Below are 12,591 nucleotides of genomic sequence, written 5' to 3'. Positions count from 1 at the left end.
TAATTTTGCACCTAATAACTAAACCCGTTACAATGTGATCAGTCTCTTCCTTTTTTGTAACCCCGTTAAGCTCTTCTTCTATTAATCTTTAAGAAAATAGTACCAGCGAGTACCATGATCAATCCTAGAAGTAAAAAATTGAATGTATTTGTAGCAGTATTAGGAAGTTTATTCTTCCCATCTACTGGTTTCTCAATTTTCTCAGACTTCTCAGGTTTCTCAGGTTTCTCAGATTTCTCTGGCTTATCTGGTTTAGGTTGCTTTGGCTCCGGTTGTCCTGGTTCTGGTTGACCCGGTTCTGGCTGACCTGGCTCTGGTTGTCCTGGTTCTGGTTGTTCAACCGTTGATTTTACAAGCGTCAAGACACCAAAAACAGACGTGTCTTGGTATGCATTCCCTGTCGTGTCGTTCCATGTTGCTACACTTTGACGGGCACCATTTTTACCATCATTAATCTGTAAATCGAAGCCGATCTTTGTGTTGTTTTCTGGAGTAATCGTTTTGAAAGGGATCTTCACTTCAACTGTGTAGCCATTGCTAGATTTATAAGTTTCAGATTCGAAACCAGCGGCAATGCTAGTTGGATTGAAGGTAGTTTCATTATCAAAATTCACCCTATATTGTCCATCATCCTCTTGATAGAACGATGTTTTACCATTGTTCTCATCCACAAATACTTCAATTGAATCTTGCTCCCATGGATTTGGACTTGATTTATCAAGTTCTGAGTCACTAACCTGAAGTAAAACATAGAGGTTATCATAATCCCATAAAACTTTAGCTACACCATTTGCTCCTTGCCATGCCGCCTGATAGCGGTCAATTGAAAGTGTCGGTGCATCTTGCCAAATTTCATCTATTCCTCCACCGATTACAGGAGTCCCGAACTTAGCTGTTCCTTGATTTGCCTCTTTCTCATCCTGTTCATAATTTGCAATAAATCCTTCTGGATCAATTACAGCATAGTACGCTGGTTTTGCTTGCAAGTCCTTATCGAACAACAATGGACTTTGAGCAGCTCTCCAGCTTGTTGCGTCATTTAAACCCCAGAATGTTACGCGAGAGATATGTTCAGCGTGTTCTTTATAAAGTTTAAATAATTGTGCATATAAATAAGCTTGAGCATTTGCTTGTTCTTCTGTTTGTACGTTGTTGCTTCCAGCAGTAATATCAAGCTCAGTCACACCAACCTCTACACCTAGGGAAATAAATTTTTCTAAAGAAAGTCTTACATTTTCCGGGTTCGTGTTTAAATTGTAGTGTCCTTGCATACCAATCCCATCGATTAGTAGTTTCCCATTATTCTCTACTGCATAATTCTCATTGATTTCTTTTACCATCTGATAAATAGCTTCTGCCTTGTTTTGATTATCATCATTGTAGTCATTGTAATAAAGCTTAATATCCCAGCCATTTTCATCTAGTACTTCTCTTGCTGCTAGGAAAGCTTGCTCTACATAATCTGTTCCGATCGCTCTGTACCAACCAGACTGACGTAATGCACCTTTCCAATTTGAAGGGTTTGGTGGGTTATCGTTCATTGCTTCGTTAACAACATCCCAAGAAATGATGTGTTTATCCCCATCATATTTATTACCATAATGCTCGACAACCGTTTTCACGTGTGTCCTTAAATTATTTAGTGCTTCTTCACGACTTAAAGGAGTTCCATCTGCAGCAGTATGCTGTGAATCAAGTGATTGCTGGTGCCATACAAGGACGTGCCCATGCATAAGCAGCCCTTCTGCTATCACTTTTTCAACTAACTGATCTGCAGCAGCAACATCAAATTCCCCTTGAGCATTATAGTTATAGCCTGGTTTCATTGCATTTTCTGCTGTAGTAAGATTGTGGTGCTTGTTAAGTAGCTCTAGTCTAACTCCTTCCATATCTGCAGAAGAGATTGCATTCCCAATTAAGAAATAGTCTGCATATACATCTTTGATTGGAGTTAGATTCTTTTCGATGTCAACCGGTCCCGAACCAGTAGGCGCAAAAGTAATATCATCAATATAGAAAGATGCCGTACTATTATTTGAGCTTTCTACATAAATCGTTACGTATTCGTTGCCAACACTGTTATAACGGTAGGTTCCTTCATATTTAACCCAACCGTCTTGGGCACTAATTGTTTTCCCTTGAATGTTATTGTAGCTTGCGCTATCGCCACTACCAATTTGTGTGGACAACTGAAGCTGTGAGCTTGAAGGTTCGATTAATTTCACCCAAGCGGAAATATGATATTCTTGACCAATTTCAATATATTGATCAACACGTAGCGATGGACCATTCCAATTTTGAGATCTGTCTTCAACTTTTAAAGCATAAGAACCACCATCAGTATGGTTCGCTTCATCCGTTACAGTCAGGACCTCAGTACTACCTCTAGGTTCAAATCCACCTGTTGTACCATCTTCAAATGTAATCGTTGTGAATTCTTTCGCAGGTGGTCTAGGTTCCGCTGGTACTGGCTGCTCTCCACCGCCTGTAGCTTCCTTCCCAGTGATTAGGATATCTCCGATGTAGAAAGGAACCGCTTTTCCAGCATCGTTCGTTTGAATGCGCAGTGCTCTATCTTTGCTTGTATCAACCGTATATTGACCTGTCAATGTAAAGGCTTGTCCGGCAACAAAATCCGCTTGAACATACAAACCATTATAGCTATCTACATTCTGAAGTAATGCTTGTGCGCCTACAGGAACACTCACGCCTTCATCTACATAACCTCTAAATGTAATCGTATAGGTTTTTCCATTTTCCATGTTGACGTCGCTGAATTTAATGTCAACTCCGTCCCAGTTATTCGTTCGCCCGCTGACATAGATAGCTTTCCCGTTATCATTACCATCAAAGGCTTTATCTAAGACCGCTTCCAATTTTGCGTTACCTGCTTGTGTCGCAACACCTACACCACTTTCAAATGTTTCATGAAAGACTACTTTATCGGTTACTGGTGCAGTCGTTTTTTCAGTCGTGATGAGGATATTTCCAATGTAGAACGGAACGGTTTTCCCGGCATCGTTCGATTGAATGCGTAGCGCTCTATCTTTGCTTGTATCAACAGTATATTTACCGGTTAATGTAAAAACTTGTCCGGCAACAATATCAGCTTGTACATACAAACCATTATAGCTGTCTACATTCTGAAGTAATGCTTGTGCGCCTACAGGAACACTCACACTTTCATCTACAAAACCTGTAAATGTAATCGTATAGGTTTTTCCATTTTCCATGTTGACGTCGCTGAATTGGATGTCAACTCCGTCCCAGTTATTCGTTCTCCCATTTACATAAATAGCTTTACCGTTATCATTGCCTTCAAAAGCTTTGTTGGAGACCGGTTCCAATCTTGCGTTACCTGCTTGGGTTGCAACGCCTAAACCGCTTTCAAAAGTTTCGTGATAGACCGTTTCCGTCACTTTCTGTTCTCCCGCTTCTGCTGCCTGCGGAATTAAGCCTGACGGGATTAACAAAAGAGCAATAAGAAATAATGATACAAACTTTTTAAACTTTCTTCTCACTTGTGCATTCCCCCATAAAGGATTTTGATACGACCTTATAAAGCGCTTACAAAAAGATTAAAAAATGGCCTCCTTTCAATTTATTATTTAATTGTAAATTTTCACATAAGTATTTACACCATTAAAAAGCTAAGTTTATACCATACAAATTAAACATCATTGAAAGCGTGGGGACGATTCTGCTGCTTCCTACAAAATCACAAGAACCGTTTCTATGATTTCAAGTTCATAAATTATGCTATCAAAGGCGCACTCTATGAAAACTTCCCCTTATAGATTAAAGAATGAACATGTTAAAGATAATTTGATTTGAGATAGGAAACATATAATCAAGAGGATGCAAGACACAGTTGAGTGTGAGAATTGGAGATGAATAAAGAGGTTTAATCAAGTCGGAGTTGTGATTACATATCGTGAAAAGGCAACTTCCGCATAAGGGTTAGTTGCCTTTTTAATTTTTTCGAACTTCCATATTTACAAAGTCGATGATTAATCTATTTGCTAGAAAAAAATCGCTGCCTATGATCCCATCAAAACCATGCATTTCTCTAACATCACCAAGCTGTATAGTAAAGTCATTGATTTGGAACTTATCAATTGTCATATGGCTCACTTTTGTTCTATACAGATTTCAGTGCCGCCAATTCCATACATTTTTCTCGTTGTAGCTTTTTCTAAATCAAGTAATAGTCCGATTTCTTCACATAAATCCGTATCTAATATGGTTGAAGAACACCCAGTATCTAGTAGGACGTTACTAAAAGTTTTTTTCCTTCCAATGTATTCAACCCGGGCAGAAACTAGGGGCAAATAGTCATCCATTTCAAATTTCATACTCTTCTTCGCACTCCAATATACGGTTGCTCAATTACTTTTATTTCCTCATTATTTGTGTGAAAGATATATAATTCACGGCTTTGATTTTCAGCATTTAGTTTTTTATACACTTTCCATGCAGCATTGCCGTTCTCAAATTGATCAATAACTGACATTTCATCAATCACTCTTTCTCTACCTATAGTTTTTGATTTTAGTACCTCTATTAAGACACAACGTTCTGGGAAAAGCTGACGAACTTCTGACCATTTCATTAACATGCGCCTCCCGTTCATTTATAATTTTCTATAATGATTATTCTATTAGCTCAATTTTCTTCAAATGTATAAAAATCTCTAGAAATACTCACTTTAGTGTCCGATCATGTAAGAATTCCCTAGTTCAAGTCGACCTGGTACAAAAGTGCCAGTTTATACATAAGAGCATTTTAACTATATATAGTAGAATAAGTAAGATTGCTATTGTTACTGACACATTTTTTCGTATTTTTTATCAACCATAACTCTGTCATTCATTTTTAAATGAATAGCTTTACTAAGTAAATGAGAGACACCGTTTTTCTTTATATTATATCAAAAGAAGCGTGGGAACGGTTCTGCTGCTTCCTACAGAATCCACAAGAACCGTTTCTATGCTTTCCCCATGCTTTTTTAATGAAAACCAAATCTTAGTACCTTAACAAAGGCCAAAGGATGGAACTTCTATATTTGGTAATGGGTAATATTAAATAGAGTACAAGGATGGTTTTGTCGGTATGAAAGTAGCTGTTTAATAGTATTTCTAAGTTTAACTGGTGATTTTTAGGGAGTTAAAAAACCCATAGATTGGCGGGCAGAGGAATGCAAATTTGTTACATATGAAGTAATTGCTACTATAGTGGGAACTGAGACAAGTAGAAGAATTCAGCAAACATTCTTAAAAAAAATTAGCCAAAAAACACTCCCACACTCCCTTCTCTTTGTGCTGTTGCTAAACAGTTAAGTAAAAATCTAGAATTTGTTTTTGATCCCAATCTAAGGAATCATTTTCCGACATGGTAGAATTACCATTACTGTATATCTGTTGATATGAATTCAAAGCCTTTTCAATTTGTTGTGTTGAAAAAGTAGAACCCTTGCCTGATCCACTAACTCCTGCATAGTAATCATCTGCATCTAGTAAACTGTACAGTATAATGGCATTATAATTCCCCATGCTAAATCGTGCATAAGCAATTTCTTCTCCTGCTTTATTAAAGCCTGAAATGTCGTGACCCATTAGTAATCCTCCTTCAAATAATTTAAATACCATAAAATATACCTAGTCCTAGTTGGTTCGTTATTCGATTTCACACTCCTTTGCTGATTGGTTTTTTGAACAGTTTTGGTAGAAAGAGTTTAGTAGAAAAGGGTGTTAAGGTAGGGTAACTCGAAGTTCAATTTTGAAGTGGTTCCAAAACAGGGGTTTAATTCATTAGTAGTTTTTACTTTTCAGGGATTTCAAGTTAAGAAGGTTTAAATAAATGTGAGTAAGCACGAGGCAATGTGAGGCTATCTGTATACATAATTTCATGTTCTGCTAAACTTGTCAATAATCAATGGTTCGACAAAATTTTAAGGCTTAAGGTTTCACTATGACTCCCCGAAGTTCTTGTTTCACAGATGTTTGATGAATTATCGACAACGACCGTGAAACATTCTTGCGGAACAAATTTTTCGAGGTGTCACTGTTCTTTGCTAATGTTTATTTTAGGGTTTACGACAATAATCTTTATCCCACTCCGCTATCACATACAGGTGAATAACCCGAATACCTATAGTACTCGGTTCCCACCTCTTTGCCTATGCATCATAACTACCTTGAAAAAGGTTGATTACGGGCATAAGAATGTACCACTTCTGCTCTCACCTCCATTAAATAAGAAGTATTGTCAATAATTGAGTAACTAGCAATAGTAAAATAAGCGGAGGTTTTCCGGTTAAATGCAGAATAGAGCTCGTTCCGGGGGATATAAGGGGAGATTTTCCGGTTATTCAAAGAAAAATTACCCAATTTAAGGTTTTTCGCATCAATAGGCGGAATTTCTCCGTCTATTTAAGCTATTTTCAGTGCTAATTACTAAATAAGAGAAATTTCTCCGTTTATTTATCAGATTGGGTTCTTAACCTGATCCCCCAGCCGATAAGAGCGGACCCTCACGACCCCTGATGCGGGAATTAGCATCTTTTTATCGACTAGTTGAGAAAGAACTTTTTTTACCGTCTTGCCACTTAGCTTCAAATACTTCTCGACTTCTATAGGGTATATGACTTCTCCTTTTCGAATCGCTAGACGCAGCACTTCCTTTTCTACTAAGGATAAGGTGGTCAGGTCAAGTTCATCCCCCACCCATCGGCCAATCACTTGCTGAACAATTTGTTGGCATCGACGAGGCTTCTCTTTAACTTGGTCATAAGAAAAGCGTATCACGGTCCATCCGTCAATCACCAACTGGTTTTGACGTTCCAAGCTGTCGGAAAATTGCCATCTGCTTATGTTCTTTAAGTGAGGGCCGTATCCGTCAATCTCAAAGCAAATTCGGATAGCGGGCCGGATATAAGCAAAATCCAAATACCTTACGCCATCCTTGAAATCATTGACTTCATATTCTGGATACAGATACCGAAAATGGTGAAATAAAGGCCACCACACTTCTTTCAAAAACAACATTTCAGCATGTTTGTGACCCTCTTCTAAGCGCCGCAAACATTCACCGGTTCTTGTCTGTAAGTGAGCATTCATAAAGATCTGGTATTCTTCTTCAAATCCCATAGCATCCCTTCTCCTATCCAATGGTCATGTCTTTTACAGGACCCTCAATAAACTATTGTAAAAAAATTAGTGGACTAACTTTAAAATTATTCAGGTAGCGTAAATGACTTAATTAATTTGAAATCCGTTCTTTCCTCAATTTCTTCTACTATTAAAATTTGGCGTTACCTTCACTGACCTTTAATAGACCTCAATCGGAATCATAAACCGTATTCAGAAACTCCATACTTCGCCATAAATGAATTATCTCCATTTATATTTCATTTGAATTCAGGAAAGATTTTTAAAAATTAGTGAGCGTTATTGCGAGTGAAAAGAAGAATTATAATGTGTCTTAAATTGGAGAAATTAAAATGCAAATAAAGCCTTGGAAGAGTAGCTAACATAATAAAGAAGAGTTTGAGGGTACAACTATTTATAGTTTAATAGAATTCTTACATTTGTCAATTAATTCCCATTTTTTGACAATACCTTATCGTTTCTATCCGTTAAGAAAATTTATAATAATCTAGCCTCCCCACTACTAATGTTAAACTACCTCCTCCGTAATCAGGTACGTTTTGTGAAACCAATCACCTATAAATATTAAGATACAACCTTTACTGTATGTAGATTCTTACAAATAAACTAAAAAGAAATCACCCCCTATCGCTTCGGCATTTTTTACATCTTTTCGGTAATGCAAAACCTTTCTGCTTATAAAATTTCTGCTCCGCTATTGTAAAAGTAAATCGCTTGCTACATTCCCAGCATTTTAAAAGAAGATCTTGCGGTGCTGAGCCCTTTAAAGCCTCATTGATAGACTCTGTTCTATCCTGTGCAGCCTGAACATCCACCGGCTTTTTGTATTCCAATACATCTATGGTTTTTAAAATCTCAGCTCTTACCTTCTTATAATCAACTTTCTCCCATAATTTTAAATAAGGGATAAGCGATTGATCTCCTGAATATTTTATCTTCTCTAGAAGTAATAGAATCAACTCCCTATTCCGATCCTTTAAATAGGTCATATCTGGACTTTGCTGCCCATGTTTTAACCATTGCCTCCATTGATTTAAAAGCTCATCCGTATATTGATCGGACTCAATCTGCCAGCCCCGTTCTGTAAAATGATCATTGGTAGTTTTCCATGATACTCAATATCTAGGAAATCATAGTCAACCATCCAATCAATCTTTTGAATAATTTCTTCTAACTTCTCTGACTTAAAATAACCATATACAGGACAACTATCTAAGCCCAACTCTAATACTTTCTTTTCTCGTGAACCCTTTAATATTTTGGCGAGAAGTGTTCTTCCACCTCGTGCAATAATTTCATCAGCTGCTCTTAAAATAACTTTTATTTCTTCATTAGGTACCTTAGATTTCATCAAAACGGCAACTCCTTATCGTAAAACTCCTCGTTTTTGTTTTTTTCTTTATTGAGAGATGACGTAGCGGTTAGGATCCTTCCAAACTTTTCTTCATATAACTCACGAACCCATAGTTTTACAGGTGCTTTCCATTGTTCATTAGGCACAGGGATATTTTTAATTAAAGACTTTGGTTTCATCCCTAGTTCCTTCGCCATTTGTATATCTGAATCATTTAATCGACAGATCTTTTTAGCCTCTACCCAGTCTTGATTATTTCTTTTCTTTGCCACCACTATATCCCCTTTTCACTTTTTAATAGTATATTTTTTTTAGTCTATCAATCTCTTTTAAATGTTGATTGAGCTGTTCTTGAATATCCATAAGGTTTCTCCAAATCTCTAAATTTATTGTTGCCATGAAAAATTATCTTAAACTAAAGGATGCGTTAGTAAAACAACTATAAATCTCAAAGAAGCCAAAATATGCATTATTTCATTCACTTAAATGCTTATTTTGGCTTCTTATTATATTAGACTATTTTTTATTTTATCCGGGTAAATTCCACTTCGCAGTGCCACTGTGTCTGCAATATTCATACCCTTAGCGAGCCACGGAAACCTCTTGCAGCATAGTAGGATTCTGCTCCATTGTGGTATACAAAGACAGTGTCGTAGCGACGATCACAAAAGATGGCTCCGCCGAGTTTTCTAATATTTGCAGGTGTTTGCACCCAGCTCGACGTTTTCATATCAAAACTTCCAAGTTCCTGCAGCTTTCGGTATTGTTCCTCCGTTAAAAGTTCAATGCCCATGGCAGTTGCCATATCGATAGCGTTATTTTCTGGCTTGTGCTTTTTCCTTGATTCTAGTGCTTCATGGTCGTAACAAACACTTCTACGACCTTTAGGACTTTCCGCTGAACAATCATAAAAAATGTATTCGCCCGTCTTATTATCATGGTCAACTACATCAGGTTCACCGCCAGTTCCTTCCATTTCATTGAGGGACCACAGTTTTTCAGGATTAGTTTCGATCTTAGCTTGTACTTTATCCCATTCAAGATCTTTATGGCGGTTCATGTTTTTCTCAAAACGAACTTTTAAGGTTCCGAGTAGTACTTCACGTTGTTCTTGTGACAATTCCTTATTCAAATTGGTTTCCTCCTAAAAGGTTTTCCCCCGAAGTTTCTGTTTCACAGACGTTTCATGATTTATTATCGACAATGCCTGTGAAACATACTATTTTTCAGTTTTACATTGTGACGAGATCTAAACTTCAATCTCCATTAACGCTTCTGCACATTTAATGCCGTCAACAGCACTAGACGTGATTCCTCCAGCATAACCTGCCCCTTCACCACAAGGGTATAACCCTTTGATGTTTGACTCAAATGTCAGCGGATTTCGCCTAATTGTAACTGGTGATGAACTTCGGCTTTCTACAGCTGATAAAACAGCATCGTGTTTGATAAAGCCCGCAAGTTTTTTATCCATTGCTCGTAAGCCATCTTTTAAACTATCAACGATAAATTCATCAAGACATTCTCTTAAATCCGTAGGTGTGACACCTGGGGTATAAGTTGGGATAACACGCCCGAGTTGTTTACTAGGTTTATCTGCTAAGAAGTCTCCAACCAGTTGGACTGGTGCGTAATAATTTCTGCCACCAACTTCAAAGGCTTTTCGTTCTAGTTTTCTTTGAAATTCAATAGCCCCCAAAATGTCTCCATTAAAATCATTTGGTGAGACAGAAACAAGCAATGCACTGTTAGCATTTTCACCACTTCTTGCACTATAGCTCATACCATTTGTAACGACTGTATTTTTTTCTGATGCAGCAGCAACAACATGACCTCCAGGACACATACAAAACGTGTAAGCACCTCTTCCATTAGCAAGATGTGCGTTCAACTTATATTCAGATGCGCCAAGTAGGGGACTACTGGCAAAAGAACCGAATTGCTGTTCATCAATGGATTTTTGGAGATGTTCAATACGGACACCTACTGCAAAAGGCTTCGGTATCATGTCTACACCTAAATCCTTTAACATATAAAATGTATCCCTGGCACTATGGCCGATCGCGAGTACCACTGCATCAGTTTCAATTGACTCTGTTTTTCCTTGTTGTTCTAGTAGCACGCCTCTAACTGCACCATTTTCAATAATAAGTTCCTTCATTTTTGTTTCGAAACGCACTTCTCCACCTAGTCGTTCGATTTTTTTTTCGAATATTCCTACAAACCGTTATCAAAATGTCAGTTCCAATATGAGGTTTTGATAGGTAGGCGATTTCTGCTGGAGCACCAGCTTCTATTAATTCATTAAACACTTTCGGAATTCTAGTATTTTTTATGCCTGTTGTTAATTTACCATCGGAAAATGTTCCTGCCCCACCTTCTCCAAATTGAACATTAGAATTTGTGTCAAGTTCTCCGTATTTCCAAAACCTCTCAACAGCAACTTTCCTTTTATCGACGTCCATTCCCTGCTCTACAACAATTGGGTTTAACCCATGTTCTGCTAATACTAGGGCACAGAAAAGCCCAGCAGGACCACTGCCAACTACTACAGGACGGGTGATTTTTTTAGTTTTCTTGATCACATATTCTAATGGCTCAAAGGAAGATACATTATTAATTCCTAAATACAATTTCTCATTTTTGACTTCAACATCAACAGAATACACAAGCTGGACATTATGTTTTTCCCTTGCGTCGATCGACTTCTTAGATATACTAAAAGACAATATTTTGTCCTGTTTGACCTTTAGTACTTTCTGGATTTTCTTTACTAAAAGTTCCTGTTCCTTACTTGGGTCAAAATCGGCTCGAAGCTTAATATTACTTATTCTTAACATGTTAGAATCCATCCTTAATTTATTGCAGTTTTTATATTTGTTACTTTGTTTTTAAGGAACTGTAAAAGAGAAATGGTGTGCACCAAGGAATTCTCCCTAAAACATTGTATATTTAATGACAACAAAAAAATAGATATATTCGAAAGAATATACCTCCACATTTGTTAATAAATTCATTTTCACTTCTAAATCTCTCTACTGTGACTTCCCCAAATCGCTTGTTTCAAAGATGTTTCACGATTTATCGACAATGCCTGTGAAATATGTTTGCGGAACAATATTTTCGAGGTATCACTGTAACGAAATCCCTAGTTCTACCGTTTAATAATCACCATTCGAAAAATTCATTTTACAATTTAAAAATCTTGATTACAGACTCGCTATCAAGATCCCAAAGTTCAATTTGACCATTTTCATAAAACGCAAAGGATGTTGTACCATCTTTAGGAATTGTCGTGCTTCCAGGATTTAGTACGATTATCCCGTCTTGTTCTTTGAGAACTTTGACATGAGTATGACCTGAGATAACAACCTGACACCCATGTTTTTTTGCCAACTGAATGCGCTCTTCTTCCGTCTCTTCATATCCGTGTACGAGAAAAAATTTGTAATTGTCGAAGGTAATAACCCTCGATTTACTAGAAAGGTCTTGCTCCAAAACAGTCTCGTCGACATCCGCATCACAATTTCCGCGAACATATATAATATCTGACCTTCCCTTAAGGGTATCGACCAATTTTTTCGGGTTATAAGTGGTCGGAATATTGTTTCTTGGACCATGATAAAGGACATCACCCAAATGGCAAATTTGATCAGAGTCTTTAAGAAGTTTTAGAACTTGGACGACATTTTCATAACCTCCATGCGTATCACTTATGAATCCTAATTTCATATCATCAATCCTTTCAAACTCGCTAGAGTGTCTTTTCCAAATATTTGCTTATTACATCATTTTTCAAGGTTATCTTGAGTTCTATAGTACTTGTCCAAGGTGCAGAAATACCTTTGTAATGCTCAACCGCTGCCTCGAACATGGTAAATATTCTTAAATATAATATCATAGGTTAGAACAAGCTTCACAACTGCTTCAACGTGTGATGAACTTATCAATTTGATTGATCCATTTTCGCGAATGTTTGATTATTGCCAGAAGGTGCCCTCTTCACATTATACTCTGATAGGGACGGATATTATAAGTTTAATATTTATTGAGCATTGTGGCGAATAC

At 37.2% G+C, this 12,591-nt stretch carries 13 protein-coding genes; all 13 read right to left on the bottom strand.

Annotated elements, in window-relative coordinates:
- Window positions 1-65: 65 nt before the first annotated feature.
- The 13 genes from H1D32_RS03335 to yfcE all read right to left on the bottom strand — a co-directional run bounded on the left by H1D32_RS03335 (window position 66) and on the right by yfcE (window position 12,255).
- The gene (locus H1D32_RS03335; protein WP_314733327.1) at window positions 66-3,521 is read right to left on the bottom strand and encodes an endo-1,4-beta-xylanase; all 3,456 of its coding nucleotides are present in this window, start codon (window positions 3,519-3,521) and stop codon (window positions 66-68) included.
- Between the two features lie 451 nt (window positions 3,522-3,972).
- Window positions 3,973-4,125 carry a hypothetical protein gene (locus H1D32_RS03330; RefSeq protein ID WP_261176737.1) on the bottom strand — a complete coding sequence of 51 codons (153 nt, stop codon included), beginning with the start codon at window positions 4,123-4,125 and terminating at the stop codon, window positions 3,973-3,975.
- A 5-nt stretch (window positions 4,126-4,130) separates the two neighbouring features.
- Complete coding sequence (locus H1D32_RS03325; RefSeq protein ID WP_261176736.1) at window positions 4,131-4,355, bottom strand: pepsin/retropepsin-like aspartic protease family protein; 225 nt, start codon at window positions 4,353-4,355, stop codon at window positions 4,131-4,133.
- Window positions 4,352-4,612 carry a hypothetical protein gene (locus H1D32_RS03320; RefSeq protein ID WP_261176735.1) on the bottom strand — a complete coding sequence of 87 codons (261 nt, stop codon included), beginning with the start codon at window positions 4,610-4,612 and terminating at the stop codon, window positions 4,352-4,354. Before H1D32_RS03320 ends, H1D32_RS03325 begins: the two co-directional genes overlap by 4 nt.
- Window positions 4,613-5,327: 715 nt before the next feature.
- Window positions 5,328-5,615 carry a hypothetical protein gene (locus H1D32_RS03315; RefSeq protein WP_261176734.1) on the bottom strand — a complete coding sequence of 96 codons (288 nt, stop codon included), beginning with the start codon at window positions 5,613-5,615 and terminating at the stop codon, window positions 5,328-5,330.
- Between the two features lie 870 nt (window positions 5,616-6,485).
- Entirely contained in the window at window positions 6,486-7,148 is a 663-nt protein-coding gene (locus H1D32_RS03310) for a DNA-binding response regulator (protein ID WP_261176732.1), read from the bottom strand.
- A 638-nt stretch (window positions 7,149-7,786) separates the two neighbouring features.
- On the bottom strand, window positions 7,787-8,158 hold the full coding sequence (locus H1D32_RS03305; RefSeq protein WP_261176731.1) for a zinc-ribbon domain-containing protein: 372 nt from the start codon (window positions 8,156-8,158) through the stop codon (window positions 7,787-7,789).
- A 44-nt stretch (window positions 8,159-8,202) separates the two neighbouring features.
- Window positions 8,203-8,520 carry an RQC-minor-1 family DNA-binding protein gene (locus tag H1D32_RS03300; RefSeq protein WP_261176917.1) on the bottom strand — a complete coding sequence of 106 codons (318 nt, stop codon included), beginning with the start codon at window positions 8,518-8,520 and terminating at the stop codon, window positions 8,203-8,205.
- Entirely contained in the window at window positions 8,520-8,795 is a 276-nt protein-coding gene (locus tag H1D32_RS03295; protein WP_261176730.1) for a hypothetical protein, read from the bottom strand. Before H1D32_RS03295 ends, H1D32_RS03300 begins: the two co-directional genes overlap by 1 nt.
- Window positions 8,796-9,097: 302 nt before the next feature.
- Window positions 9,098-9,655 (bottom strand): DUF4256 domain-containing protein, encoded by a 558-nt coding sequence (locus H1D32_RS03290; protein ID WP_261176729.1) that lies wholly within the window; start codon window positions 9,653-9,655, stop codon window positions 9,098-9,100.
- Between the two features lie 117 nt (window positions 9,656-9,772).
- Window positions 9,773-10,702: an NAD(P)/FAD-dependent oxidoreductase gene (locus tag H1D32_RS03285; RefSeq protein ID WP_261176728.1), complete on the bottom strand. Its 930-nt coding sequence runs from the start codon at window positions 10,700-10,702 to the stop codon at window positions 9,773-9,775.
- Window positions 10,665-11,363 (bottom strand): FAD-binding protein, encoded by a 699-nt coding sequence (locus H1D32_RS03280; RefSeq protein WP_261176727.1) that lies wholly within the window; start codon window positions 11,361-11,363, stop codon window positions 10,665-10,667. Before H1D32_RS03280 ends, H1D32_RS03285 begins: the two co-directional genes overlap by 38 nt.
- Window positions 11,364-11,712: 349 nt before the next feature.
- Entirely contained in the window at window positions 11,713-12,255 is a 543-nt protein-coding gene (gene yfcE / locus H1D32_RS03275) for a phosphodiesterase (protein WP_261176726.1), read from the bottom strand.
- Between the last annotated feature and the right edge of the window lie 336 nt (window positions 12,256-12,591).

It is taken from the genome of Anaerobacillus sp. CMMVII, from assembly GCF_025377685.1.
Taxonomy (GTDB): domain Bacteria; phylum Bacillota; class Bacilli; order Bacillales; family Anaerobacillaceae; genus Anaerobacillus.
This window is presented reverse-complemented; position numbering and strand designations above follow the sequence as displayed.

Coding starts and splice junctions, on each gene's coding strand:
- H1D32_RS03320 (WP_261176735.1), bottom strand. CDS start 4,612: ATGAAATGGTCAGAAGTTCGTCAGCTTTTCCCAGAACGTTGTGTCTTA.
- H1D32_RS03330 (WP_261176737.1), bottom strand. CDS start 4,125: ATGACAATTGATAAGTTCCAAATCAATGACTTTACTATACAGCTTGGT.
- H1D32_RS03325 (WP_261176736.1), bottom strand. CDS start 4,355: ATGAAATTTGAAATGGATGACTATTTGCCCCTAGTTTCTGCCCGGGTT.
- H1D32_RS03280 (WP_261176727.1), bottom strand. CDS start 11,363: ATGTTAAGAATAAGTAATATTAAGCTTCGAGCCGATTTTGACCCAAGT.
- H1D32_RS03315 (WP_261176734.1), bottom strand. CDS start 5,615: ATGGGTCACGACATTTCAGGCTTTAATAAAGCAGGAGAAGAAATTGCT.
- yfcE (WP_261176726.1), bottom strand. CDS start 12,255: ATGAAATTAGGATTCATAAGTGATACGCATGGAGGTTATGAAAATGTC.
- H1D32_RS03300 (WP_261176917.1), bottom strand. CDS start 8,520: ATGAAATCTAAGGTACCTAATGAAGAAATAAAAGTTATTTTAAGAGCA.
- H1D32_RS03310 (WP_261176732.1), bottom strand. CDS start 7,148: ATGGGATTTGAAGAAGAATACCAGATCTTTATGAATGCTCACTTACAG.
- H1D32_RS03305 (WP_261176731.1), bottom strand. CDS start 8,158: ATGACCTATTTAAAGGATCGGAATAGGGAGTTGATTCTATTACTTCTA.